Source organism: Gordonia prachuapensis, assembly GCF_036350515.1.
In the GTDB taxonomy this organism is placed as follows: domain Bacteria; phylum Actinomycetota; class Actinomycetes; order Mycobacteriales; family Mycobacteriaceae; genus Gordonia; species Gordonia prachuapensis.
This window is the reverse complement of the sequence record NZ_JAZDUE010000014.1, coordinates 142,251-168,213: the sequence shown is the minus strand read 5'-3', so window position 1 is coordinate 168,213 and position 25,963 is coordinate 142,251. Positions and strand designations below refer to the sequence as shown.

Below are 25,963 nucleotides of genomic sequence, written 5' to 3'. Positions count from 1 at the left end.
CTTCACCGGCACCCCGGCATCCACCAGCCTCGCCAACTGGTCACCGAACCGAACACAGTCCTCCTGAAACGACATGATCGTCGCAACCTCTCATCTGAGAGTGTTGCGACGATCATGTGAACCCGCCCCGCCCGGGGGTGTCTGAGATCGTGCGATCAGCCGGCTGTCACACGATGGCGAGGCCGATGGTCGGCACGATGGTGCAACTGTTGACCCGACCGTCGCTCCTGGTGGTCACGTCACCGTAGATCGTCGAGACCACGCGTCCGCGTCCGGTTTTCGCGATCGTGGTGAAGGTTCCCGGGCCGTCTTCGACGTTGATCTTGGGATTTCGCTTGAGCTGATTCTGTCCGGTGCGGCCGTTGTCGATGTTCAGCCACGACACCCAGAGCTTGCGGTTCGGGTTGTTGATCGCCGGACCCGTGCCGAGGCTGGTGTAGACGTAGCCCGCCTCGCCGCGCTTGGGACCCGGTGCCGGAGCGTCCTGCGGCCCCGCCGTCACCAACGCGCGCCCCAGCGAATTCCCGCCATCGGGACTTCCGTTGCCCTCCATGCAGCCGAAACCGAGGGTGGGATAGAGGAATTCCTGAATCCGCGGGGCGTTGGGGCCCTGGGGGATCTCCGGCTCGCCCGGCTCGCGCTCGGCGGCGAGTCGACGTTCGACCGCCACGCGGCCCGGTTCGCCGAGGAAGTCGATGACCTCGTCCCAGATCTTCTTCACCTCGGGCGGCAGTCCGGGCGCCGCCGAGAGGGTCCTGGCCTGGTCGAGCAGCTGCGGGCTGATCTTGCCGTCCGGCCCCTTCGTCGCGACCGCGCCGATGATGGCCGGCGCGAACGCGCCCAGCGAGTCGAGGACGCGCTGATCGACCTTCGGGTGCGCGGCTGCCGGTGCGGCGTCGGCGACGGCGGGCATGGCCAGCGCGGTGGCCGCGGCGATGCTCACCGCAGCGATGGCCGCACGGCGTGCGGGGAAGCGGCGAGAGCGGGAGCGCAGGCTCTGGAGTGCAGGCAAACGCACTGTTTCCGGTCCAATCGGTCGTCGGTGTGCGCCGGTGTCGCCGCACACGCGCGGTCACTGAGTCCGACGCCGGATGGCGTCGCGCGTCATTCTATGCACCCGCGCAACGCGGGCGCCGTCCAGGGAGCCTAACGCACTCTGTGTTACGGATGTGATTGTTGATGCAATTGTTACTGATGTGATTAGCAGGTCGTGTGGTCGTGTAGTCGTGGCGTAACTGGTTAGATCGAGCCGTGGTGACACTCAGCGAGAGGAATGGCCGATACGTCCGGTTCGGTGCGCGTCGCCGACGTGGCGGCGGGAAAGCTGTTGCGCTGGTCGCACTGCTGGCCGGGACGACCATGCTGGCGGGGTGCGGGGACGACCCGGAGCCGGGTGCCGAGGTCACCCTGTTGACGCATGACTCGTTCACCCTGCCGGACTCGGTGTTCGACACCTTCCGGGAGGAGACGGGGTTGACCCTCGAGGTCGTCAGGTCCGGTGACGCCGGGCAGTTGGCCTCCACGGTGTCGTTGACACCCGGTTCTCCCAAGGCCGACGCGGTTTTCGGCATCGACAACACCTTCGCCTCCCGGCCGATCGAGGCGGGCGCGCTGGAGCCCTATGAGTCTCCGCTCGCCGCGAACGGTGCGGCCGAGTACGCGCTACCGGGGACGAACAACGAGTTGACGGCCGTCGACCGCGGCGACGTCTGCCTCAACGTCGACGACGACTGGTATGCCTCCCGGGGTGAGGAACCGCCGACGAGTCTGCGGGATCTCCGCGATCCGAAGTACGCGTCGCAGGCCGCTCTGCTCGACCCCGGGACCTCGTCGCCCGGATTGGCCTTTCTGCTGACCACCATCGGGGTGTTCGGTGAGGGGTGGCAGGACTACTGGAGAACCGTGACCACCGGCGGTGCCACCGTCGTATCGGGCTGGGAGATCGCCTACAACCAGCTGTTCTCGGCCGGAGAGGGCCGCGGGGACAAGCCGATCGTGTTGTCGTACGCCTCGTCACCCGCCGCAACGCCGGGGACATCGGCTCTGCTCGACGGCTGTTGGCGCCAGGTGGAATACGTCGGAATCCTCAAGGGCACCGACAATCTCACCGGCGCCCGCAGGCTCGTCGACTTCATGCTCTCGCCGACGGTGCAGGCGGCCTTGCCGTCGTCGATGTATGTGTATCCGGTGCAGCAGGACACCCCGCTGCCCGACGGATGGCAGCAGCGGGCACCGGTGCCGGCCTGGACGGTGAGCCTGCCACCGGAATTCGTCGCCGAGAATCGTGAGGCGTGGCTGCAAGAGTGGCGCGACGCGGTCGGACGGTGATCTCCGGGCGCCTCGGCGCGCTGGCGTTGCGGGTGATCCCTGCCGCGTTCATCCTCGTCTTCTTCCTGTGGCCGCTCGGTGCGCTGCTACGGCGTGCGGTCGAGGTCCGTTCCGACGAGGGCATCGGTGAGCTGCTGCGGCGCACGAACGCCCTGGACCTGCTGGGCTTCACCGTCTTCCAGGCGGCGGTGTCGACACTGCTGGCGATGCTGGTGGCGGCGCCGATCGTCTGGCTGATCGCGCGCGTGGACATCCCGGGGTCGTTGCTGCTGACGGTGGTCGTCACGGTGCCGTTCGTCTTGCCGACCGTCGTGGTCGGCGTCGCTTTCCGCGCTTTGCTGGACGGGCCGTTGGCGATGTTGGGCGACGCATCCGGGCTGTGGCCGATCCTGCTCGCACACGCGTTCCTCAACGTGGCGGTCATCGCGAGGGTGGTCGGTGCAGCATGGCGCTCGCTGGATCCGCGCCTCGCCGAGGCCGCCCAGACACTCGGCGCCGGTCGGATGCGCGCCTTCGTCGACATCACGGTGCCCCGTCTCCTGCCCGCCGTCGGTGCGGCCGCGGCGCTGGTGTTCCTGTTCTGCTCCACCAGTTTCGGAGTCATCATCATCCTCGGCAACGGAGAGATCCGGACGCTCGAGACCGAGATCTACACCCAGGCGATCAGCTACTTCCAGATTCCGGAGGCGGTCGCGCTGTCGATGCTGCAGATCGTCGTGGTGGTCGCCGCATTGTTGCTGACCCGGCTGTTCTCCGACCCCGGCGAGTCCGCGGCGCCATCGTCCACGGCATCGGCCGTCGACACGAGATTCCGGCCGCACGGCATGCAATGGTTGCCGGTGTCCGCAGCTCTCGCGTGGGTGGCCGCCGTCCTGGTCGGTCCGATCGCGGTGCTGGTCGTGCGATCGGTCCGGCCGGGCGCCGACGGTGAGTGGACGCTCGCCGGATACCGATCACTGGGCGAATCCGTGAACGGCGTGACCCCGCTGGAATCGTTGCGCTACTCCCTGGGAACCGCGGCGCTCGCGATGGTGATCGCATTGGTGGTCGGTGTCCTGGCGGCCGTCGCGATGCATCGGGCGACCGGTTTCTGGGCTGCCGCGGGGAATGTCGTCACCACTATTCCGCTCGGGATCAGCGCGGTGACACTCGGATTCGGCTATCTCATCGTGTTGTCCACGCTGCCAACGCAACTCGCGACCTCGTCGCTGGTCATCCCGTGCGTCCAGGCGTTGATCGCGATCCCTGTGGTCGTGCGGATCGCAGTCCCGGCGCTCGCCTCGGTGTCGGTGCGACTACGCCAGGCGGCCGCGTCGCTGGGCGCCGGACCACTGCGCGTCTTCGTCACCGTCGATCTACCGCTGATCGGACGGACACTGTGCGCTGCAGGTGGTTTCGCGTTCGTGATGGCATTGGGGGAATTCGGTGCGACCAGCTTCCTGGCCCGCGCGGACACCACGACGCTGCCGGTCCTGATCGGCTCGGCGCTGAACCGACCCGGGGCCGAGAACCTGGCGACCGCGATGGCCGCGTCCGTGGTCCTGGTCGCCGTGACCACGCTCGCCGTCGCGGTGGTCGAAGTCTTCCGGCCACGGACGGGAGCGCTGATCTGAGATGGCCGCGACCGCCCTGACATCCACTTCGGCGCCGAGGCGCTGACATGTTGCAGATCGATGGGCTCGGCGTCCGCTACGGGGCGACCCCGGTGATCGAGGACCTCACCTGGACGGTCGGTACGTCCGGGTCGGTGCTGACCGCGCTCCTGGGCCCGTCCGGGTGCGGGAAGTCGACGCTCATCCGAGCCGTCGCCGGACTGGAGCCGATCAGCGGAGGTCGAATCCGTTTCGACGGCACAGACCTGGCCGGTGTCCCCGCGCACCGCCGCGACTTCGGCGTCGTATTCCAGGACGGCCAACTGTTCGGGGGCCGCACCGTGTCGTCGAACATCGCCTACGGGCTGAAGATGCGCCGCTGGTCGCGGCCCGCAATCCGGGCCCGCGTCGACGAGATGCTCGAGCTGGTCCGACTTCCCGGCTACGCGGAGCGGCGTGTGGAGGAGTTGTCCGGCGGAGAGGCGCAACGGGTGGCGTTGGCGCGGGCGCTGGCCCCGCGGCCCCGGCTGCTTCTGCTCGACGAACCCCTCGCAGCGCTCGATCGCCTCCTCCGTGAACGTCTGGCCATCGAGATCACCGAGATCGTGCGGGCGGCCGACACCCCGACGATCATGGTGACCCACGACCACACCGAAGCGGCCCTGATGGCCGACACCATCTCGGTGATGCGGGAGGGCGCCCTGGTGCAAACCGAAGCGCCCGAACAACTCTGGCTACGCCCGGCCGATGAATGGACCGCCCGGTTCATCGGCGTCACGACGGTCCTCGATGCCGAGGTGGCCGACGGCCGGGCGGCCACCGCCCTGGGCGAGACCACCATCGAGGCTCCCGATGGCCACGTCCGGCTCGGATTGCGCCCCGAATCGGTGCGGGCGACGCCGGCGGGTGACCACACTTCCGATGGGGTGGTCGTGAGCGTCGCCGACCTACCCTCGGGCCGACGCGTGCGGGTGACAGCCGACGTCGGCGACGTCGAGGCCGTCACGTCGGACGCCGTCGCGATCGGTGAGCACGTCCTCCTGAACCTCGTACCCGAGCGGGTGGCGGTGATCGGCCGATGACCGCCCGCCGTGTCGTGGTTGCAGGCGCGATCGTGGCGGATCGGCGTCTCCTGCTCGCGCAGCGCGGCTACCCTGCCGAGGTCGACGGCCTGTGGGAGCTCCCGGGTGGAAAGGCGGAGCTGGGGGAGAGTCCCGAGTCGGCGCTGCGGCGCGAGCTGCGTGAGGAACTCGGTGTGGAGGTCAGGGTGGGCACGGCGCTCCGAGAATCCGTGGCCCTGAGACACGACCTCGTGTTGGTCGCGCTGCGGGCGTACATCGAGGACGGCTCACCCCGCGCGGTCGAACATCGCGCATTGCGGTGGGTCGACGCCGACGAACTGCGCAGCCTCCACGCCGAGGGATCACTGGTCCCCGCCGACACCGCCTGGGTGCCGGAGCTGCTCGTCGATCTCGCTAGGCGGCCCGGGCCTTCTTGAGCGCCTTGGACAGCTGTTTCTTGGACATCTGATCTCCGTCGAGTTTGCGCATCCGATGGATCACCACCGGACACCGGACACAACGGGTGGACTTTCGGCAGCACTTCTTCTTCGGCTTCAGATCAGCGACCGTCGCCGGTTCGACCTTCCCCATGTCGCGAACATTAGCATTACCTAACTTTTGGCCGTCCCGGGTGATGTGATCGCGATCTCAGCCTGTCGCCCGATACCCTGTACGCGTTGTCTTGTCCACCGGTGATCGACCGGTACCCATCGCAGTGAAAGAGAGCTCAGTGAGCGCTGTCCACAACTTCCGCAACGTCGCGATCGTCGCGCACGTCGACCACGGCAAGACCACGCTGGTCGACGCGATGCTGCGCCAGTCGGGGGTGTTCGGCGAGCGTGCCGAGCTCGTCGACCGCGTGATGGACTCCGGCGACCTCGAACGCGAGAAGGGCATCACCATCCTCGCGAAGAACACCGCGGTCCACCGTCGCCAGCCCGACGGCACCGAGGTCGTCATCAACGTGATCGACACGCCCGGTCACGCCGATTTCGGTGGTGAGGTCGAGCGCGGCCTGTCCATGGTCGACGGCGTCGTGCTGCTCGTCGATGCCTCCGAGGGTCCGCTCCCGCAGACCCGATTCGTGATGCGCAAGGCGCTCGCGGCGTCGCTGCCGGTGATCCTGGTCGTGAACAAGACCGACCGACCGGACGCGCGTATCCAGGAGGTCGTCGACGAGAGCCAGGATCTGCTGCTCGACCTCGCCTCCGACCTGGACGACGAGGCCGCTGCCGCGGCCGAGCTCGCCCTCGAGCTCCCGGTGCTCTACGCGTCGGGTCGGGCCGGCGTCGCCAGCACCGAGAAGCCCGCCGACGGCGAGGTGCCGTCGGGGGAGAACCTCGACCCGTTCTTCGACGTCCTGCTCGAGCACGTGCCCGCGCCCAAGGGCGACCCGGACGCGCCCCTGCAGGCCCATGTGACCAACCTCGACGCCTCGGCCTTCCTCGGCCGCCTGGCGCTCGTCCGCATCCACAACGGCACCCTGCGGAAGGGCCAGCAGATCTCGTGGTGCCGTGAGGTGGACGGGGAGCCGGTCGTCGAGAAGGCGAAGATCACCGAACTGCTCGCGACGGTCGGTGTCGATCGGGCGCCGGCCGAGTCCGCGGCCGCGGGTGACATCGTCGCGGTGGCCGGTATGCCGGAGATCATGATCGGCGACACTCTCGCCGACCTCGACAACCCGACCCCGCTGCCGCGGATCACCGTGGACGAACCGGCCATCTCGGTGACCATCGGGACCAATTCGTCGCCGCTCGCCGGTCGGGTGTCGGGCCACAAACTGACCGCCCGGATGGTGAAGTCGCGACTCGACTCCGAACTCGTGGGCAACGTGTCCCTGCGTGTGCTCGACATCGGGCGCCCCGACGCCTGGGAGGTCCAGGGCCGTGGCGAGCTCGCACTGGCCATCCTGGTCGAGCAGATGCGCCGCGAGGGCTTCGAACTCACCGTCGGCAAACCTCAGGTGGTGACCCGCAAGGTCGACGGCAAGGTGCAGGAGCCGTTCGAGCACCTCACCGTCGACGTGCCCGAGGAGTACCTCGGTGCGGTCACCCAGTTGCTCGCCGCCCGCAAGGGCCGTATGGAACACATGAACAACCACGGCACCGGCTGGGTGAGGATGGAGTTCATCGTGCCCTCGCGAGGTCTGATCGGATTCCGCACCGACTTCCTCACCGAGACCCGGGGAACCGGTATCGCCAACGCCGTGTTCGACGGGTACGACGCGTGGGCCGGCGAGATCCGCGCCCGCCACACCGGCTCGCTGGTCAGTGACCGCACCGGCAGCGTCACCCCGTTCGCGATGATCCAGCTCGCCGACCGCGGCACCTTCTTCGTCGAGCCGGGTGCCGACACCTACGAGGGCATGGTCGTCGGGATCAACCCGCGTGCCGAGGATCTCGACATCAACGTCACGCGCGAGAAGAAGCTGACCAACATGCGTCAGTCCTCCGCCGACGTGATGGAGACCTTGGCCAAGCCGATGCAACTCGACCTCGAGGGAGCGATGGAGTTCTGCGCCGCCGACGAGTGCGTCGAGGTCACGCCGGAGGTGGTGCGGGTGCGTAAGGTTCATCTCGATGCGACGACGCGCGCGCGGGAGCGGTCGCGGGCGAAGTCGCGCGATCAGGCGGTCGGATAGCCGCGCGGATGCGCCCGGCACGGGCCGGGCGCGGGAGAGACGCGCGTGAGGAGTTTGTGGGGGCAATGCAGGTGAGGCGATGGCAGCCGCTGACGGCCGCGACCCGAGTTGCGTCGGCGCTCTCGGGTCGACGTGCCCGACTCCTCGCGCTCGTCGGCGCCGTCGTCCTGCTGGCGTCGGCGTGCATGTCGAATCCGCCACCGCCGGTGCGGGAGACCGCGCCGCCGCCGACGCCGACCGAGTACCCGACGGAGAAGACGATCTACGTCGCCACCGACTCCGTCGGCGGGGGCTTCAACCCGCACGTCGGCGCCGACCAGGGCACGGTCACCACCGCGGTGGCCGCGATGACGTTGCCCAGCGCCTTCCGGCCGGTGGCGACCCCGGAAGGCGTCGTGTGGCAGCGCCAGGAGGCGCTGATCACCTCGGCCGAGGTCACCTCGCGCGACCCCTTCACCGTCACCTACCAGATCCACACCGACGCCCAATGGTCCGACGGGCTCCCGGTGACCGGCGACGACTTCTCCTACCTGTGGCAACAGATGTCACGTCAGCCGAATGTGGTCGCACCGGCGGGCTACCGCCTGATCGACTCCGTCCAGTCGGGCGCCGGCGGCAAGGAGGTCCAGGTGACCTTCGCCCGGCCCTACCCGGCGTGGCGTCAACTCTTCACCGGCCTGCTGCCCAGCCACGTCCTGCGGGGCGCCCCGGCCGGATTCCAGACCGGGATGGACAGCGGGAAGCCGGTGTCGGCCGGGCCGTTCTCGATAGTCTCCATCGACCAGACCCGCGACGAGGTCCGGCTCGTGCGCAACGACCGCTACTGGATGGAACCGCCGACCCTCGACCAGGTGGTGCTGCGTCGGGCCGGAACGGCCTCGCAGATGGTGGAGTCCGTCCGCACCGGGGACACGGCGATCGCCGCGGTGAGCTCCGGTCCCGCCACCACCGCCGAACTCTCTGCGGTCCCCGGGCTGGCGACGCGGCGCAACCCGACGTCGCGTGCACTGGCGATCAGCGTCAACGCGCGCACCGAGACGATGCGGTCGCTGCCGATGCGCCGCGCCGTCCTCGGCATGATCGACCCGAACCTCGTCACCCTCGCCGGTGCCGGCGACGACATCGTCACCCCGTTCGCCAACACCGTCTTCGCGCCAACCGACCGCGGGTATTACCCGGTGGATCGAGGTCGTCCGTCGGAGTCCCAGATCGCCGATCTGCTCGCCGGCGAGGGCTATGTGCGCGTGCCCGTCGACGATGCCGCGACACCGCCGGTCGGCGACGTGCCGAGCGTCCCGCCGTCGTCGGCGTCCGCCACGCCGGGCACATCGGAGCCCGGGTCGGAGGATGCCGAGTCCGAGCAGACCGAACCGACCGAGTCCGCCGACGGCGTGGAGGTGGAACCACTGCCGGCCGGGATCGCGCCGTATCGCAGCGGCGACGAGGACCTGACGGTCCGGGTCGGCGCCGTCAGCGGCGACCCCCGGTCCACCTCGGCCGCCTCCAACATCGTCGACCAGTTGCGTGGGCAGGGTGTGCGGGCCACGGTCGTGGCGCTGCCCAACAGTGAGCTCTACGGGGTCGCGCTCACCAACGCACGTGTCGATCTCGTGGTCGGCTGGCAGGGTCTCGGCGTGCCCCCGGCCGCGGCACTCGCGTCCCAGGTCGACTGTGATCAGCCGAAGCCGGTCACAGCGCCGTCATTGTCGACGCCGCCCACCCCGGCCAGTGTGGCGCCCGGACAGGCCGGAGCCGCCGACGACAGCTACGCCAGCAATGTCTCCGGTATCTGCGATCCCCGGCTGATCGAGCTGGCCCGGGAGGCGCTGTCGGCCCGCGATCCCGTTCCCCAGCTGACCGAAGCCGAGCCGCTGCTGGCCGAGCAGGCCATCTACCAGCCGCTCTATCAGGACAGCATGTTCGTCGGCCTCACCGATCAGGTGGTGGGGGTGCCGCTGTCCGGGCCGATCCAGGTCGCCATCTTCGGTGACACCGTCGCGTGGGAGCAGCGATGAGCGAGGTGGCCCCGCGTCGGCTCCTGTTGCTGCACGCGCATCCCGACGACGAGACGATCATGACCGGCGGCACGATCGCCCGCTACCTCGCCGAGGGGGTCGACGTCCGTGTGCTGACGTTCACCCTGGGCGAGGAGGGCGAGGTCATCGGCGACGAGTGGGCTCAACTGGCTGCCGACGGCGGCGCCGACCAGCTCGGCGGCTACCGCATCGCCGAACTGACCCGCGCGCTCGCGGCGTTGAGCCCGTCCGGCAGTGCCCCGCTACGCCCGCGGTTCCTCGGCGGCGTGGGCCATTGGCGGGACTCCGGGATGGCCGGGGCGCCGTCCGCCGAACACCCGCGAGCGCTGGTGCAGGCGGTATTCGACGACGTCGTTGCCACTCTCGTCGAGGAGATCGTCGCGTTCGGGCCGGACGTCGTCGTCACCTACGACAACGCCGGGACCTACGGTCACCCCGACCACAAACTCGTCCACGAGACGACCGTCGCAGCCATGCCCCGGGTACGTGACCGGCTCGCGACCGGATCGTCGAGGCCTCCCAAGGTCTATGAATCGGTCTCCGAACGTTCCGCGCTCGAATCGGGACTCGCTGCTGCCGCCGGGCGGGTGCCCGACGGTTGGACACTGCCGGCTCCGGACGATCTGCCGAGTCACGTGGACTCGGCGATCACCACCGAGATCGACGTCCGGGACTTCGTCGAGCGCAAGGCGGCCGCGCTGCGCGCCCACGCCACCCAGGTGACCGTCGCGCCGTCGGGCACCGAATACGCACTGTCGAACAACATCCTGCAGCCGATCTTCGATCGCGAACATTTCATCCTCACCTCGCCGGTTCGGCGAGAGCCGGGCGGACGTGAGGCCGACCTCTTCGCGGCGGTCGACTGATGCGACCCATCGATCGCGTCATGCTGGGGATGCTCGTCGTCGACGGCTTCGTGGTCGGGGTGATGTCGGTTGCGTTCGGGTACCTGCGTTTCGGTGGCATGGCGATCCCGGTGGCCGCCATCATCGCGGGACTCGTCAACTGCGTGTTGCTCTGGCTTGCTGCCGGGTTCACCGCCGGGCCGGGACGTTTCCTGCCGTTGCTGGCATGGGCGCTCGCCCTGGTCGTCGGCGGGTTCCCGGGACCGGGCGGGGATGTCGCGCTGCAGCCCGACGGCAGTCTGCTGCTCCCCACCCTCGGCCTGCTCGCGATCGGCGCGGGCCTGCCCGCCGCGCTGGTCTGGTCCGGTCGGCTGCCGGTGCCCCACGACGCGCGGACCTGAGGTGCCGCCCCCACCTCCCGGCGGGAACGGGGGTCATCGGGGCATCCGCGGGTGCGGTTAGAGTGAGGGAATGGTCCTGCGGGAGTGGGCTCGGGACGCGCACGCCGCGGTGGGGGCAGCCCGGGAAGCACTACGTCACGTCGCCGACGATCCGGCGTCGCTCACGGACGACGAGTGGGTGGCGCTGCTGGGTGCGTCCGGCACAGAACTCGACGAACTCTGCGCACTCGCCGACGCCGCCCGACGTGCGGTCACCCCGACGGACACCCTGACGTTCGTGGTCAACCGCAATCTCGACACCGCCGTCGTCGCGGCCGGGCGGGCCGACGTCCCGACGGTGCCGGAGCTGGTCGACGAGGCGTGGCGTCTCGGTGCCACCGAGATCTGTCTTCAGGGTCCGCTCCCGGTGGACGCTCCCGCCGACGGGTACCTGCGACTGATCGAGGAGATCCACGCAGCGGCACCCACGATGCACCTGCACGCATTCCGCCCACCCGAGATCCGCGACGCCGCCACACGGATGGGTGTCTCCGTCGCCGACTTCCTCCGGAGCGCCCACTCGGCGGGGTTGGGTTCCGTGCCCGGTACCGCCGCACAGATCCTCGACGAGGACGTCCGCGCCCACCTGTCCGGAGGTGAGGCCCTCGGCGTCGCCGACTGGGTGTCGACGATCGAGACGGCCCACCAGGTCGGGTTGTTCTCGACCGCGACGATGCTCTACGGCCATGTCGAGACACCGCGCCACCAGGTTGAACACTTGCGCCTGCTGGCCGAGATCCAGAGTCGGACAGGCGGTTTCACAGAACTCATCCTCATGCCGCTGTTGCCCGAGAACGCCCCACCGCACCGCAGGGGCGAGGCCGTGCGCACCGCGTCGCAACGCGAGACCCGGGCCGTTCATGCCGTCGCCCGGTTGCTCCTGCTCGGGAGCATCGACCACCTGCAGGTCGCATGGACCAAGCACGACCCGCAGACCACCGAAGTGCTCCTCGACGGCGGCGTCGACGACCTCGGTGGACTGCTCATCGACGGAGAGCTGATGCCCGGGGCGGGGCAGGAGGCAGGCCGTGTACTGCAGGTCGACGACCTGGTCGACATCGCGGGCCGGGCCGGACGCACACCGCGTCAACGGACCACCGGTTATGCCGACCCGCCTGTCGACCGCATCCTGGCGATCCCGCAGGTACGCCGGTGACCGCGGGCCTCAACGCCCCGATCAGCGACGTCGACGTCGTGATCGTCGGCGCCGGCTTCGCGGGAATCGGCATGGCGACCCAGCTCGCCCGGCGCGGGCATGAGTCCTTCGTGGTCCTCGAGCGCTCCGGCGGTGTCGGCGGAACGTGGCGCGACAACACCTATCCGGGGATCGCCTGCGACATCCCGGCTCACCTGTACTCGTTCTCCTTTCGGCCGCCGTGGGATTGGGAGACCCTCTACCCGCGTGGCGCCGACATCCGCCGTTACCTCGAGCAGACGGTGGTCGACGAAGGCCTGACGCCGCACGTCCGGCTGAATTGTGAACTCCGCGAAGCGCGCTGGGATCAGGCCGGGGCCCAATGGGAATTGGACACAGCGGCGGGAGCGGTCCGCGCCCGAGTGCTGGTGATGGCCGTCGGGCGCCTGTCGGAGCCGTATGTCCCGGACATCGACGGCCTCGAATCATTCACCGGCACCGTGGTTCACACCGCGCAGTGGCGCGACGACCTGTTGTCCGGCGGCGAACTGATCGGTGTCGTCGGCACCGGCGCGTCGGCGGTCCAGGTCATCCCGCACCTCGCCGAGGAAGCCGAAGAACTCGTCGTGTTCTCCCGGACGCCACCGTATGTGGTGCCGCGTGAGGACCGGAGGTTCACCGCCGCGGAGCGGGCCGAACTCAGCGTCCCCGATCATGCTCGAGCCGTGCGCGAGGACCTCCTCGTCGACGCCGATCGCGCGTTTCGCCAACGCCTCGGCCTGCACCCCGACATCGACGTGATCCGGGATCGCGCACTCGGCCACCTGCACCACCAGGTCGACCGGCCCGCGTTACGCGAGGCGCTCACCCCCGACTACGAGATCGGTTGCAAGCGAATCCTGCTCAGCGACGACTTCTATCCGGCGCTGCAACGGCACAACGTGGTGTTCGAGCCGAGCGCACTCGAGTCGGTCACCGAATGCAAGGCACGTGCCGTCAGCGGCCACACCTACGATCTCGACGTGCTCGTCATGGCCACCGGCTTCGAGGCCACCCGGCCGCCGGCCGCCGCGCGTGTCCGGGGCCGCGACGGGATCGTGCTCGCGGATCACTGGTCTGCCGGCATGGTGTCCTACGCATCCACCGCCGTACACGGGTTCCCGAACATGTTCGTCCTCGACGGCCCGAACGCGGCCCTCGGCCACAATTCGGCGATCTACATGATCGAGACGCAACTCGACTACGTCCTGGGTGCATTGGATCACCTGGCGCACAATGACATCCGATCGATGGAGGTGACCGCTGCGGCCGAGGACGGCTACACCCGCGAGATCGATCGGCGGAGCGCATCCACCGTCTGGCTGACGGGTTGCGACAGTTGGTACGTGGACTCACGCAGTGGGCGGCTCACATTGCTGTGGCCGGGGACCGCGGCGTCGTTTCGCGAACGCAACGGCACCTTCGATCCCGGGCCGTATCTGGTCGAGTCCACACACGTCTACGAGGGAGGTCAGCACCGATGACCGACATCGAGAACCACCGGACGGCGCCGATGGAGAACGCGCTGTCCGCCGCCGAGAATGCCGAGCCGGACATCGACCAGATCGTGACTTTGCTCGGCGTGACCGGAAACGACCTCGTCGCGTTGCAGGCAATCGCCTCGACGGTCCGCGACGCCGGGTTGTCCGCGGCAGGCCGCGCGCGTCAGATCACCTATTCCCGCAAGGTTTTCGTCCCGCTGACCCGGTTGTGTCGGGACCGCTGCCACTACTGCACGTTCGTCACCGTCCCCGGAAAGCTGGCCCGTGACGGCCAGGGCATGTATCTCGAGATCGACGAGGTCCTCGAGATCGCCCGCAAAGGCGCATCTCTCGGCTGTAAGGAAGCGTTGTTCACCCTGGGTGACCGGCCGGAGGCGCGATGGGCGCAGGCCGGCGAGTGGCTCGCCGCCCGCGGCTACAGCTCGACCCTCGACTACGTGCGCGCGGCTGCGGTCGCCGTCCTCGAAGAGACCGGTCTGCTGCCGCATCTCAATCCGGGTGTGATGAGTGCCGCAGAGATGGCCGAACTCCGGCCGGTGGCCCCGTCGATGGGCATGATGCTCGAGACGACGTCGCGCCGTCTGTTCACCGAGAAGGGGCAGCCGCACTACGGCAGTCCGGACAAGGACCCGGCCGTCCGGCTGCAGGTGCTGAATGACGCAGGAGCCGAACGCATCCCGTTCACGACCGGAATCCTCGTCGGGATCGGGGAGTCGTTGACCGAACGGGCCGAGTCGATTCTCGCGCTCCGCGATGTGCACCGACGCCACGGTCACATTCAGGAGGTCATCGTGCAGAACTTCCGCGCCAAGCCGGACACGGCGATGCGCGGCACCCCGGATGCCGAGATGAGCGAGTTCCTCGCCGCGGTCGCGGTGGCCCGGATCGTGCTCGGACCGCACATGCGTGTGCAGGCGCCGCCGAACCTGGTGTCCGGCGAGGAATGCGCCGCGTTGATCGCGTCCGGCATCGACGACTGGGGTGGTGTGTCGCCGCTGACCCCCGACCACGTCAACCCGGAGCGTCCGTGGCCCAATCTGGATGTGCTCGCCGAGATCACCGCGGCGTCGGGATATGTCCTCACCGAGCGCATCACGGCGCAGCCGCCCTACGTGCTCGCCGGGTCCGAGTGGATCGATCCGTCGCTGGCGGCCCATGTCGGCGCCGTCGCCGATCCCGCCACCGGTCTCGCCGCCGAGGTCATCCCGCACGGTCGGCCCTGGCCCGCCGTCGCCTGAGCGCCGTCGCCGACAGAACCCCAAATCACGCCGACAGAACCCCGAATCGCGCCGACAGAACCCAATATCCCACCGAGCGAATCGCAACATCGCGACGATTCCGCTCCGAGGACCGATCCGGGCAGCAATCGGGATTCCGTCGGCGGAATTCTGGGTTCTGTCGACGATTACGAGGGTTCTGTCGGCGGGGCGGTCAGTCGCCGTCGAGCGCCCGGAGCGCCTGGTACCCGCCGATCACGTCGGTGGCGCGGTGTAGTCCGAGTTGCTGCAACGACGCGGCCGCCAGGCTCGACGTATAGCCCTGCGAACACAGGACGATCCAGCGGACATCGTGATCGACGGCCTCGGCGACACGCGCGTCGCTCGCCGGATCACATCGCCACTCCAGCACATTGCGCTCGATGATCAGAGCGTCGGCCGCCTCACCTTCGTCGGCGCGCTGGGCGGCCGGGCGGATGTCGACCAGGACGGCGCCGGCGGCCACTTCGGCGGCGACCGCAGTCGCCTCCAGGCGCTGCAGGCCGTCGCGTGCCGTGAGCAGGATGTCGTCGATGGTCGGCATGTCGGTCACTCCGGTCGGTCGGTCAGTTCGGTGCGGGTGCGCCGCAGCGTGTGGTGGTCGGTCACGGCGTAGAACGACATCGCGGTCAGCGGCGGCGAGTACGCGTGCACACTGAGCGTCGGGGTCGTCGTCGGCGGTTCGGTGCCGTCGGACCGGGCGGCCGGCGGGTCGTGCCGCTGTACGTCGTGTACCCAGCCGAGCGGAAACGAGGCCTGGTCCCCGGCCCGCAGCACGCGCAGCGACAGATCGCCACCGGTCCACCGATACTCGCGGAGGCATCCGGTGACCACGGTCAGGGCACCGAGAGAGCCGGCATGGTCGTGCAGTTCGGTCGACCGGTCCGGTGTCCAGCTGATCAGCCACACGTCGAGTTCGTCGTCGTTCACCAGTCTCGTCGCCCATCGCTCGACCGGGTCCCATCGTGGTGGGAGCACGTGGTCGTAGACGCCGTCGAGCACGTCGGCGACGCCCTGATCGGTGATGCGCATCAGATCTGCCGGGCGCAGGCGGGTGGGCAGTGTCGTCGAGCGTGACTGAAGGTCCGCTCGGTGTCGATCGTCACCCGAGGGGGTACGCGCATGTAGGACGGTGGTCACCTGTCCCAGGCTTCCGGTGGCTCCGGTCGACGTCGAGGTTTCGACCCCGGCTGATCGGAATGGACGCGCACCGATGTGATCCGCGTTACTCCTCGTCGGAGGCTACGGGGGCGGGTGTCGATGACCCCGGGCCGCGACCGATACTCTTGGATACGGACCCATGTGTACGCGGCCCGATGCTCGGGGGTCGCCGCGTGATCCGAGATCAGGCGCGTCCAGCCCACGCGCCGACCCCGGCGACGACACCGCGACGCGATCGTCGTCGGACCGCGAGAGTTTGCAGTGAAGGAGAGTGTGGTGACGTACATCATCGCGGAGCCTTGCGTTGACGTCTTGGACAAGGCCTGCGTCGAGGAATGCCCGGTGGACTGCATCTACGAGGGTGGTCGGATGCTCTACATCCAACCCGACGAGTGCGTCGACTGCGGTGCCTGTGAGCCGGTCTGCCCGGTCGAGGCGATCTTCTACGAAGATGATGTTCCTGACGAGTGGGAGCCCTACGTCAGTGCCAACGCGGACTTCTTCGATGATCTCGGTTCGCCGGGCGGCGCGAGCAAGGTCGGCAAGACCGACGCCGACCCCGCCTTCATCAAGGGCCTGCCGCCCATGAACGAAGAGGAATGACCTGACGTCGTGAACACGCCTGGTTTCGCCACGCGACGTCGGGTCAGCAGGGTGCTCCCCGATTTTCCCTGGGACACGATCGGCGCCGCCCGCGCGCGTGCGGCCGCACACCCGGACGGGATCGTCGACCTGTCGGTGGGGACGCCGGTCGATCCGGTCGACCCGGTGATCCGCGAGGCCCTCGCGGCATCGTCGGAGTTTCCCGGTTATCCGACGACGATCGGCACCCCGGCGCTACGCTCCGCGGCGGTGGCGGCGTTGGCGCGGCGGTTCGGGACCACCGGCCTCGACGACTCCGGGATCCTGCCCGTCATCGGCACCAAAGAAGCGATCGCCGGCATGGTGTCGATGCTCGGCATCGGCGCTGGTGATGTGGTCGTGATTCCTGAGGTCGCTTATCCCACTTACGAAGTGGGTGCATTGCTCGCCGGCGCGACGGCGGTCCGGGCAGACTCGACGGTCCAACTCGGGCCAACCTCGCCGGCACTGGTCTTTCTCAACTCGCCGTCCAATCCGACGGGCAAGGTGCTGGGGATCGATCACCTGCGCAAGGTCGTCGGTTGGGCCCGCGAACGCGGCGCAATCGTCGTCTCCGACGAGTGCTACCTGGGCCTCACGTGGGAGGGGGAGGCGTACTCGATCCTCGACCCACGGGTCTGCGACGGTGACCACACCGGACTCCTCGCGGTGCATTCACTGTCCAAGGTGTCGAACATGGCGTCCTACCGCGCGGGATTCCTCGCCGGCGACCGCGAGCTGATCGGCGAACTGCTCGCCGTCCGCAAACACTCCGGGATGATCGTGCCGTTTCCGATCCAGGGGGCGATGGTCGCCGCCCTCGACGACGACGAGCATGTCCACGCCCAGCACGAACGCTACCGCGCGCGCCGGGGGGTCCTGCTCGAAGCGGTTCGGGCCGCCGGCTTCCGCGTCGACCACTCGGAGGCGGGGCTGTACCTGTGGGCGACCCGCGACGACAACTCCCGCGCCACTCTGGACTGGCTCGCGGACCGCGGCATCCTCGCGGCGCCGGGTGACTTCTACGGCCCCGCCGGAGCGCAGCACGTGCGGATCGCGCTCACCGCGACCGACGAGCGTGTCAACGCGGCTGCCGAGCGCCTGCGACGGTGAGGTGCCCTTCGTGACGGACCTCCGCTAGCGCTCCGGTCCTCCTCAGGGGCCGGTGGCTGGGCTCGGGTCCCTCCTCAGGGGCCGGTGGCTGGGCTCGGGTCCCTCCTCAGCGACTGGTGGCTGCCGACTCAATTGTGCTTGTGCAGCGCCTCGTTCAGCGCGATGCCGTCGCCCTTCCACGGGACGACCTCGACGGCGCCGGTGAGGCTGTTGCGCCGGAACAGCAGATTGGACTGACCGGCCAGTTCGCGGGCCTTGACGGCGGTCCCGTCGGGCCCGGTGACCTTGGTGCCGGCGGTGACGTACAGCCCTGCCTCGATCACACAATCGTCGCCCAGCGGGATGCCGCAGCCTGCGTTGGCGCCGAGCAGGCAGCGCTTGCCCAGCGAGATGATCTCCTTGCCGCCGCCGGACAAGGTGCCCATCGTGGAGGCGCCGCCCCCGATGTCGGAGCCGTCGCCGACCACGACACCGGCCGAGATGCGTCCCTCCACCATCGACGACCCCAGCGTGCCGGCGTTGTAGTTGATGAAACCCTCGTGCATCACGGTGGTGCCGGGAGCGAGGTGCGCACCGAGACGGACGCGATCGGCGTCACCGATCCGCACCCCGCCGGGCAGCACGTAGTCGACCATCCGCGGGAACTTGTCGATGCTGTAGACCGTCACCGGGCCGCGGGTGCGCAACCGTCCCCGGGTCGCCTCGAATCCGTCGATGGGGCACGGGCCGTGATTGGTCCAGACGACATTCGTCAGAAGTCCGAAGATGCCCTCGAGGTTGGTGCCGTGCGGTGCGACGAGACGGTGGGAGAGCAGGTGCAGGCGCAGGTAGACGTCGTAGGCGTCGACCGGGGCGGACGAGAGGTCGGTGATCGACGTACGCACCGCGACGGTCTTGACGCCGCGCGCGGCGTCCGCGCCCACGAGCTCGCGGAATTCGTTCGGTACCTCTGCGCCGTCGAGGGTGACGGTCTCGCTCGCGCTCGGGCTGTCGAGCTCGGGTTCGGGGAACCAGACGTCGAGGACCAGACCGGGGTCGGCGGACCCGCCGTTGGTCACCGTGGCAATGCCGGTTGCGAAAGCGCCATTAGTCGTCACGGGTGAAGAGACTACCGGTTGCCGTCGTGCGGTCCGGGCCGTACCGGCCCCGACCGCTCAGGCGAGCGCGCAGTAGAAGTCGACCGGATTGCCGTCCGGATCGCGGACCACCGCGTAGCGCTGGCCCCAGAACGCGTCGAACGGATCATGGGCGGACTGATGACCGGCAGCGACGAGGCGGGCATGTTGCGCGTCGACGTCGGCCGGGGTCGGGCACTCGAAGGCGAGGGCCATCCGGTGCCCACCCGATGGCACGCTCCAATCAGACGTGAAGCCCTGCACCACTTCTCGGGTGTCGAACATGATGCGGAAGCCGCCGGCCACCGCGTCGGCGTGCGGCGCCGTGTCGGCGTCCTCGGGGAACTCGAGCCCGCACAGCCGGTAGAACGCGAGCGCGGCGGCCATGTCGCGGGTGACGATGGACAGGGCATTGGGGATTAGGGCACGGGGAGCGCTTGACGAGGTGTCGGTGGAGGTCATGGATTCACGCTAGCGCCGGGGTCCGACACAGTGCCGTCGTAACAGCCCGAAGCCGTGCAACAGCTCGAACGACACTCCGCACGGGGGCTACGGTGATCAGGTGACCCCTGCCGACCCCGATCTGACCGCCGACCTCGATCTGACCGCTGACCCCGCCGACCTGACCGCCGCGCTCGTCGACATCGAGAGCGTATCCCGCAACGAGGCGACGATCGCCGATGCCGTCGAGCGTGCGTTACGTTCGCAGACAGAGGGTTTCGAGGTGCGCAGGCACGGCAACCGGGTACTCGCCCGAACCGATCGGGGATGCGCGAGCCGGGTGATCCTCGCCGGCCATCTGGACACGGTTCCGGTGGCCGGGAATCTGCCGCACCGGCGCACCGACGACGACGAGGGTGCGGTGTTGCACGGATGCGGCACGGTCGACATGAAGTCCGGGGACGCGGTCTTCCTTCATCTCGCCGCCACCATGGAAGCGCCGGCCCACGACCTGACGCTGATCTTCTACGACTGCGAGGAGATCGCCGCCGAATACAACGGCCTCGGGGCGATCGAGCGTGAACTGCCCGAGTGGTTGCGCGGCGACCTCGCGATTCTCGGTGAGCCGACCGGCGGCCTGATCGAGGCCGGCTGCCAGGGCACCCTACGGGCCCGCTTCACCGCACGCGGCGTGCGAGCGCACTCGGCTCGATCATGGATGGGCGACAACGCGATCCACAAACTCGGCGGCGTGATGGCGACGCTGGCCGCCTACCGGCCGCGGACCGTGGACATCGACGGGTGCGAATACCGTGAGGGTCTGCAGGCCGTGGGCGTCGGCGGGGGTGTGGCGGGCAATGTCGTTCCCGACGAGGCCCACGTCGACGTCAACTTCCGCTTCGCGCCGGACCGCTCCGTCGACGCGGCGATCGAGCACGTCCGCGAGACCTTCGCAGCCGCGCTCGCCGACGCCGAACTCGAGTTCGAGATCACCGACTCCGCGGCCGGAGCCCTTCCCGGACTGACCGATCCGGCGGCCGCCGCACTGGTCGAGGCCGCGAACGGTCGGTTCCGCGCCAAGTTCGGATGGACGGATGTGTCCCGGTTCTCGGCGCTGGGCATCCCGGCGGTGAATCTCGGACCGGGCGATCCGAGCCTGGCCCACCGGCGCGACGAACGGGTGCCCGTCGCTCAGATAGGTGAGGTGGCGGATCTGCTGCGTGCGTTCCTGTCCGGCTGACGGATAGCGTGAACGCCATGTTCTCCGCGAATCCTGACTCACAGGCCGAACCCGGTCGTCACCGTGCCGGCGGCCCGTCGGCAGACCTCGAGACCTGCTACGTCGGTCCGATGCGGGTCCGGCGCGACTCAGAGGAAGCGTCGCAGACCACCGACCGACGGCTCCTGGAATGGGTGGACCCGCGGGACAAGGATCTGCGCGCCGACCGCACCATTCGCGACTCGTGGCGGGTGCTGCGCATCCAATCGGAGTTCGTCGCGGGATTCGACGCGCTGAGCGAGGTCGCCGAAGCGGTCACGGTGTTCGGATCCGCCCGACTCACCCCCGGCAGCGCCGACTACGACCTCGCGATCCGACTCGGACAGGCGCTGGGGGAGGCCGGCTATGCGGTCATCACCGGCGGCGGACCGGGCGCGATGGAGGCGGCCAATCAGGGTGCGTGGACCGCCGGGGCACAGAGCATCGGACTCAACATCGAGTTACCGTTCGAGCAGCATCTCAACGAGTGGGTCGATGTCGGCATGAACTTCCGCTACTTCTTCGTGCGCAAGACGATGTTCGTGAAGTATGCCCAGGCGTTCGTCTGCCTGCCCGGCGGATTCGGCACCCTCGACGAGATGTTCGAGGCACTGACGTTGGTGCAGACCAAGAAGGTGGTGCGATTCCCGATCGTGTTGATCGGGCGCGACCACTGGGGTGGTCTGGTCGAGTGGATGCGCGAGACGTTGCTCGCCAAGAACATGATCTCGGCCGACGACCTCGACCTGCTCTACCTCGTCGACGAGCCCGGCGAGGCCGTCGACGTCATTGCCGCAGCCGCGGCCGGGCGCGGTGGCCGATGAGCGCGATCTGTGTCTACTGCGCGTCCGGCCCGGTCGCCCAGGACTACCTCGATCTCGCCGCGGAAGTCGGCACCGCACTCGCGACGGCCGGCCACACGGTCGTGTCCGGCGGCGGCAACATCTCCATGATGGGGGCGTTGGCGGAGGCCGCGCGGGCGGCCGGTGGCTCCACCGTCGGCATCATCCCGCGTGCGCTGATGGAACGTGAGGTCGCCGACCTCGGGTCCGATGAACTCGTCGTCACCGAGACGATGCGCGAGCGTAAACGGCTGATGGACGAGCGTGCGGACGGTTTCATCACCCTGCCCGGCGGGATCGGCACGCTGGAGGAGCTGTTCGAGACGTGGACCGGGGGCTATCTGGGGATGCACTCGAAACCCGTGGTGCTGCTCGACCACCTCGACTTCTACGCCCCGCTGCTGGGTTGGCTCGACGACCTTGCGGCGCGGGGTTTCGTGTCGCGAGGGTCGCTCGACAGGCTCCTCGTCGCCGATTCCGTACCGAAGGCCATCGAATTTGCTACTGCTCGGTAAGGTAGGGCAACGGTCCCGCGGCCACCTGGTGCCCCGAGGGCCTGCGACCAGTGCGAACACGAGGATGTGGAGTACAGATCTGATGCCGAGCAGTGACACCCACAGTGAGACTTCCGCAGCCAAGGGTGTCGGTCTGACCGACCTGATCCGCGGCGTGGTCAAGATGGCGCCGCACGCGCCGGGCATGATCAAGCATGCGCCGGGATTGATCCACCGCCCACCGCACGCGAAGCGGACGATCGGGTCGATCTTCCAGAAGCATGCCGCGGCCCATCCGGATCGCCCGTTCATCCGATTCGAGGGCAGATCGCTCACCTACGGCGAGGTCAACCGGCGCGTGAACCGGTACGCCGCGGTGCTCGCCGACAACGGGGTGGGCACCGGCGACACGGTTGCCATCCTCTCCAAGAACAATCCGACGGATCTGATGGTCGTGCTCGCCACCGTGAAGCTCGGCGCGGTGGCCGGCATGCTCAACTACAACCAGCGCGACAAGGTGCTGTCGCACAGCGTTTCGCTGCTCGACGCCACGGTGCTCGTCCACGACCCCGATTGCGCCGAAGCGTTCGAGTCGATCCCGTCCGACGCGCTGCCCCCACACGTGTTCGACTTCGCCGCGTTCGACGAGGCGTCGGCGGGACGCAGCGAAGAGAACCCAACGGTCACCGCGACCCTGCCCGCCTCCACCAAGGCCTTCTACATCTTCACCTCCGGCACCACCGGAATGCCGAAAGCCAGTGTCATGAGCCACAATCGGTGGTTCGCCAACCTCTCGGGCATCGGTGGTCTGGCGGTCCGGCTGCGGCACAGCGACACCATGTACGTGCCGCTGCCGCTCTACCACAACAACGCGTTGTCGGTATCGCTCGGATCGGTACTCGCCGCCGGCGCATGTATCGCGATCGGCCGGTCCTTCTCGGCGTCGAAGTTCTGGGACGACGTGATCCTGAACCGGGCGACCTCGTTCTGCTACATCGGCGAACTGTGCCGCTACCTGCTCGCGCAGCCGGAGAAGCCCACCGACCGTCAGCACGCGGTGAAGGTGATCATCGGCAACGGTATGCGCCCGGAGATCTGGGACGAGTTCGCCGAGCGGTTCGGCATCGAGCGCATCGTCGAGTTCTACGGCGCCAGTGAACTGAACCTCGCCTTCGTCAACGCCTTCAGCGTGAAGCGCACCGCCGGATTCTGTCCGTTGCCGTACAAGATCGTCGAGTACGACGAGCACGGCGACCCGAAGCGTGACGGCGACGGACGCCTGGCCGAGGTCGGCAAGGGCGGTACGGGGCTGCTGATCGCCGAGATCAGCGAGCGTGTGCCGCTCGACGGCTACACCGATGCCGAGGCGACCGAGAAGAAGGTCATCCGCGACGCCTTCAAGAGCGGCGACGCGTACTTCAACTCCGGTGACCTCGTGCGCGACCAGGGATGGGCGCACATCGCCTTCGTCGACCGGCTCGGCGACACCTTCCGATGGAAGGGCGAGAACGTCGCGACCACCGAGGTCGAGGGCGCGCTCGACTCGTACGCCGCGATCGCCCAATCGGTCGTCTACGGCGTGGACGTGGAGAAGACCGACGGCAAGCCGGGCATGGCCGCGGTCAAGCTGCGCGAGGGCGCCGACCTCGAACCCCAGAAGCTCGCCGACCATCTGTACAGGCACCTGCCCGCCTACGCGGTCCCCCTGTTCATCCGCGTCGTCGACGACTTAGAACAGACGTCCACGTTCAAGAACCGCAAGGTCGAACTCCGCGACGAAGGCTACTCCGACACGGGCGACGACCCGGTCTACGTTTTGGCCGGGCGGGACCGCGGGTACGTCGACTTCTATGAGGACTATCCGGCGGACGTCGCCAACGCCAAGGCGCCGAAGGGCTGAGCCGCACTTCCCGGTCGAGCGTGGGCGTTTCCGCTGGTCGAGTAGGCGACGAGCGCAGCGCGACGTTTCCCGTGGGTCGAGTAGGCGACGAGCGCAGCGCGACGTTTCCCGCTGGTCGAGTAGGCGACGAGCGCAGCGCGACGTTTCCCGCTGGTCGAGTAGGCGACGAGCGGAGCGAGGAGCCGTATCGAGACCCCTCGTTACCCTGGCAGGCATGCTCCCGACGCTGTGCGGCAAGCCTGTCGCCACCGACCGTGCCCTCGTCATGGCCATCGTCAACCGGACACCCGACTCGTTCTACGACAAGGGCGCGAGCTTCGCCGACACCGCCGCCCAGGCCCGCATCGAGCAGGTCGTCACCGAGGGCGCCGACATCATCGACATCGGTGGTGTGAAGGCCGGCCCCGGCGAGGAGGTGGACGTCGACACCGAGACCGCCCGCGTGGTTCCGATGATCGCCTGGATCCGTGAGCGGTATCCCGACGTCCTCATCAGTGTGGACACCTGGCGCCACGAGGTGGCCGACGAGGCCTGCCGGGCGGGCGCCGACCTGATCAACGACACCTGGGCGGGCGTCGACCCGGGTCTGGTGAAGATCGCGGCTGCACATCGTGCGGGCATCGTGTGCTCGCACACCGGTGGCGCCACGGTGCGGACCCGGCCGCATCGCGTCGCGTACGACGATGTGGTCGCCGAAGTTGTGGCAGACGTCACCTCGGCGGCGCGTCGGGCCGCGGATGCGGGCGTCGCACGTGACTCGATCGTGATCGATCCGACACATGATTTTGGCAAGAACACCCACCACGGGCTCGCCTTGTTACGCCACGTGAACGTTCTTGTTAATACCGGCTGGCCAGTGCTTATGGCACTGAGCAACAAGGACTTTGTAGGGGAGACTCTGGGTGTGGATCTCGAAGAACGGCTGGAGGGAACCCTGGCCGCGACCGCTCTGAGTGCCGCTGCCGGCGCCCGGATCTTTCGCGTCCACGAGGTTGCCGCCACCCGTCGCGTGGTCGACATGGTCGCTGCCATCGCGGGGACACGACCTCCCGCCCGAACAGTCAGGGGACTCGCATGACCAAACAGGTACGTCGAACCCAGCCGCAGCGTCGACCGGCCCGCCCCGCCGGCCGCACGGCGACCGTCGCCAACAATCGGAACAAGACCACCATGTGGCCGACTCCGGCCGACACCATGGGTGCCAAACAGCGGTGGTCCGCCACCAACACGTGGGAACAGCCTGAATGGACCATCGACGAACTGGTGGCCGCCAAGGACGGGCGCACCGTCTCGGTGGTGCTGCCGGCACTGAACGAAGAAGAGACCGTCGCCGACGTCATCGCCTCGATCCGACCGCTGTACGGCACGCTGGTCGATGAGTTGATCGTCCTGGACTCCGGGTCCACCGACGCCACCGCCGAGCGCGCCCGCGAAGCCGGCGCAACGGTGGTGAGCCGTGAGCAGGCCGTGCCCGGGCTCGAGCCCGTCAAGGGCAAGGGTGAGGTGCTCTGGCGTTCCATCGCGGTCGCGACCGGCGACATCATCGCGTTCGTCGATTCCGACCTCATCGATCCGGACCCGATGTTCGTGCCGAAGATGCTCGGCCCGTTGCTCGTCGATCCGAAGATCCAATTGGTCAAGGGTTACTACCGACGTCCGCTGCGCACGGGCGGACAACAGGACGCCAACGGTGGCGGGCGGGTCACCGAACTCGTCGCGCGTCCGCTGTTGGCGTCGCAGCGCCCGGATCTCACCGGTGTCCTGCAGCCGCTGGGCGGCGAGTACGCCGGCACCCGCGAACTGCTCTCCTCGGTCCCGTTCGCGCCGGGCTACGGCGTCGAGATCGGTCTGCTCATCGACACGTTCGACCGTTACGGACTCGAGGGCATCGGGCAGGTGAATCTCGGCGTCCGCACGCACCGCAACCGGCCGCTGATCGAACTGGGCGTGATGAGCCGACAGATTGTCGGCACCCTGATGCGCCGGTGCGGGATCGAGGATTCCGGGATCGGCCTCACCCAGTTCACCGCCGAGCCCGACGGGTCCTTCACCCCGCACACCACCGAGGTCTACCTCGAGGACCGGCCGCCCATGCGGTCGATCGTCGCCGATCAGTCCGACGACACGGAGATGGCGTCCTGAC

Annotated in this window: 25 protein-coding genes; 19 read left to right on the top strand and 6 right to left on the bottom strand. The window is 68.5% G+C overall.

What is annotated here, in order from left to right; genetic code table 11:
- Positions 1–166: 166 nt before the first annotated feature.
- Complete coding sequence (locus V1Y59_RS17315) at positions 167–1,018, bottom strand: Rv1157c family protein (protein ID WP_431309205.1); 852 nt, start codon at positions 1,016–1,018, stop codon at positions 167–169.
- A gap of 341 nt (positions 1,019–1,359) precedes the next feature.
- Here V1Y59_RS17315 and V1Y59_RS17310 point away from each other — a divergent pair, with 341 nt between their 5' ends.
- The 4 genes from V1Y59_RS17310 to V1Y59_RS17295 are packed head-to-tail and all read left to right on the top strand — an operon-like array spanning position 1,360 to position 5,418.
- Complete coding sequence (locus tag V1Y59_RS17310) at positions 1,360–2,328, top strand: thiamine ABC transporter substrate-binding protein (protein WP_330506187.1); 969 nt, start codon at positions 1,360–1,362, stop codon at positions 2,326–2,328.
- Entirely contained in the window at positions 2,292–3,941 is a 1,650-nt protein-coding gene (locus V1Y59_RS17305; RefSeq protein WP_330506172.1) for an ABC transporter permease, read from the top strand. Before V1Y59_RS17310 ends, V1Y59_RS17305 begins: the two co-directional genes overlap by 37 nt.
- 47 nt (positions 3,942–3,988) lie before the next feature.
- Positions 3,989–5,002 carry an ABC transporter ATP-binding protein gene (locus V1Y59_RS17300; RefSeq protein ID WP_330506171.1) on the top strand — a complete coding sequence of 338 codons (1,014 nt, stop codon included), beginning with the start codon at positions 3,989–3,991 and terminating at the stop codon, positions 5,000–5,002.
- Positions 4,999–5,418: a (deoxy)nucleoside triphosphate pyrophosphohydrolase gene (locus V1Y59_RS17295; RefSeq protein ID WP_330506170.1), complete on the top strand. Its 420-nt coding sequence runs from the start codon at positions 4,999–5,001 to the stop codon at positions 5,416–5,418. Before V1Y59_RS17300 ends, V1Y59_RS17295 begins: the two co-directional genes overlap by 4 nt.
- Here the strand turns inward: V1Y59_RS17295 and V1Y59_RS17290 are convergent.
- Complete coding sequence (locus V1Y59_RS17290) at positions 5,396–5,572, bottom strand: hypothetical protein (RefSeq protein ID WP_330435266.1); 177 nt, start codon at positions 5,570–5,572, stop codon at positions 5,396–5,398. The genes V1Y59_RS17295 and V1Y59_RS17290 overlap by 23 nt on opposite strands.
- A gap of 139 nt (positions 5,573–5,711) precedes the next feature.
- On the opposite strand from V1Y59_RS17290, the gene typA reads away from it, so the two are divergent.
- The 7 genes from typA (at position 5,712) to cofG (ending at position 14,857) form a co-directional block, all read left to right on the top strand.
- Positions 5,712–7,622, top strand: a complete 1,911-nt coding sequence (gene typA, locus V1Y59_RS17285; RefSeq protein ID WP_330435265.1) for a translational GTPase TypA — start codon at positions 5,712–5,714, stop codon at positions 7,620–7,622.
- 65 nt (positions 7,623–7,687) lie between these two features.
- Positions 7,688–9,637, top strand: a complete 1,950-nt coding sequence (locus V1Y59_RS17280) for an ABC transporter family substrate-binding protein (protein WP_330506169.1) — start codon at positions 7,688–7,690, stop codon at positions 9,635–9,637.
- Positions 9,634–10,524, top strand: a complete 891-nt coding sequence (gene mshB / locus V1Y59_RS17275) for an N-acetyl-1-D-myo-inositol-2-amino-2-deoxy-alpha-D-glucopyranoside deacetylase (RefSeq protein WP_330506168.1) — start codon at positions 9,634–9,636, stop codon at positions 10,522–10,524. Before V1Y59_RS17280 ends, mshB begins: the two co-directional genes overlap by 4 nt.
- Positions 10,524–10,904 (top strand): facilitated glucose transporter, encoded by a 381-nt coding sequence (locus V1Y59_RS17270; RefSeq protein ID WP_330506167.1) that lies wholly within the window; start codon positions 10,524–10,526, stop codon positions 10,902–10,904. Before mshB ends, V1Y59_RS17270 begins: the two co-directional genes overlap by 1 nt.
- Before the next feature lie 70 nt (positions 10,905–10,974).
- Positions 10,975–12,099, top strand: a complete 1,125-nt coding sequence (locus V1Y59_RS17265; RefSeq protein WP_330506166.1) for an FO synthase — start codon at positions 10,975–10,977, stop codon at positions 12,097–12,099.
- Between the two features lie 71 nt (positions 12,100–12,170).
- Positions 12,171–13,601, top strand: coding sequence for a flavin-containing monooxygenase (locus V1Y59_RS17260; RefSeq protein ID WP_431309209.1), 1,431 nt, complete (start codon positions 12,171–12,173; stop codon positions 13,599–13,601).
- A gap of 29 nt (positions 13,602–13,630) precedes the next feature.
- Positions 13,631–14,857 (top strand): 7,8-didemethyl-8-hydroxy-5-deazariboflavin synthase CofG, encoded by a 1,227-nt coding sequence (gene cofG / locus V1Y59_RS17255; RefSeq protein ID WP_330506186.1) that lies wholly within the window; start codon positions 13,631–13,633, stop codon positions 14,855–14,857.
- A gap of 193 nt (positions 14,858–15,050) precedes the next feature.
- Here the strand turns inward: cofG and V1Y59_RS17250 are convergent, their stop codons facing one another.
- Both V1Y59_RS17250 and V1Y59_RS17245 read right to left on the bottom strand, forming a co-directional pair.
- Positions 15,051–15,419 carry a rhodanese-like domain-containing protein gene (locus V1Y59_RS17250; protein WP_330506164.1) on the bottom strand — a complete coding sequence of 123 codons (369 nt, stop codon included), beginning with the start codon at positions 15,417–15,419 and terminating at the stop codon, positions 15,051–15,053.
- Positions 15,420–15,424: 5 nt separating this feature from the next.
- On the bottom strand, positions 15,425–16,015 hold the full coding sequence (locus tag V1Y59_RS17245) for a cupin domain-containing protein (RefSeq protein ID WP_431309204.1): 591 nt from the start codon (positions 16,013–16,015) through the stop codon (positions 15,425–15,427).
- Between the two features lie 294 nt (positions 16,016–16,309).
- Here V1Y59_RS17245 and fdxA point away from each other — a divergent pair, with 294 nt between their 5' ends.
- Entirely contained in the window at positions 16,310–16,639 is a 330-nt protein-coding gene (gene fdxA, locus V1Y59_RS17240; RefSeq protein WP_330435256.1) for a ferredoxin, read from the top strand.
- 9 nt (positions 16,640–16,648) lie between these two features.
- Entirely contained in the window at positions 16,649–17,770 is a 1,122-nt protein-coding gene (gene dapC / locus V1Y59_RS17235) for a succinyldiaminopimelate transaminase (RefSeq protein ID WP_330506163.1), read from the top strand.
- Positions 17,771–17,898: 128 nt separating this feature from the next.
- Here dapC and dapD read toward each other — a convergent pair whose 3' ends face one another.
- Both dapD and V1Y59_RS17225 read right to left on the bottom strand, forming a co-directional pair.
- Positions 17,899–18,867 (bottom strand): 2,3,4,5-tetrahydropyridine-2,6-dicarboxylate N-succinyltransferase, encoded by a 969-nt coding sequence (gene dapD, locus V1Y59_RS17230; RefSeq protein ID WP_330506162.1) that lies wholly within the window; start codon positions 18,865–18,867, stop codon positions 17,899–17,901.
- Positions 18,868–18,924: 57 nt separating this feature from the next.
- Positions 18,925–19,347, bottom strand: a complete 423-nt coding sequence (locus V1Y59_RS17225; protein WP_330506161.1) for a VOC family protein — start codon at positions 19,345–19,347, stop codon at positions 18,925–18,927.
- A 121-nt stretch (positions 19,348–19,468) separates the two neighbouring features.
- Here V1Y59_RS17225 and dapE point away from each other — a divergent pair, with 121 nt between their 5' ends.
- From dapE to V1Y59_RS17195, 6 genes are all read left to right on the top strand, one after another.
- On the top strand, positions 19,469–20,566 hold the full coding sequence (gene dapE / locus V1Y59_RS17220; RefSeq protein ID WP_330506184.1) for a succinyl-diaminopimelate desuccinylase: 1,098 nt from the start codon (positions 19,469–19,471) through the stop codon (positions 20,564–20,566).
- 17 nt (positions 20,567–20,583) lie between these two features.
- A complete protein-coding gene (locus tag V1Y59_RS17215) occupies positions 20,584–21,408 on the top strand; it encodes an LOG family protein (protein WP_431309203.1) in 825 nt (274 codons plus the stop codon).
- A complete protein-coding gene (locus tag V1Y59_RS17210; RefSeq protein WP_330506160.1) occupies positions 21,405–21,941 on the top strand; it encodes an LOG family protein in 537 nt (178 codons plus the stop codon). Before V1Y59_RS17215 ends, V1Y59_RS17210 begins: the two co-directional genes overlap by 4 nt.
- An 82-nt stretch (positions 21,942–22,023) precedes the next feature.
- Positions 22,024–23,820 (top strand): long-chain-acyl-CoA synthetase, encoded by a 1,797-nt coding sequence (locus V1Y59_RS17205; RefSeq protein WP_330506159.1) that lies wholly within the window; start codon positions 22,024–22,026, stop codon positions 23,818–23,820.
- Positions 23,821–24,034: 214 nt separating this feature from the next.
- A complete protein-coding gene (gene folP, locus V1Y59_RS17200; RefSeq protein WP_330506158.1) occupies positions 24,035–24,898 on the top strand; it encodes a dihydropteroate synthase in 864 nt (287 codons plus the stop codon).
- A complete protein-coding gene (locus V1Y59_RS17195) occupies positions 24,895–25,962 on the top strand; it encodes a glucosyl-3-phosphoglycerate synthase (RefSeq protein ID WP_330506157.1) in 1,068 nt (355 codons plus the stop codon). Before folP ends, V1Y59_RS17195 begins: the two co-directional genes overlap by 4 nt.
- Position 25,963: the final 1 nt, after the last annotated feature.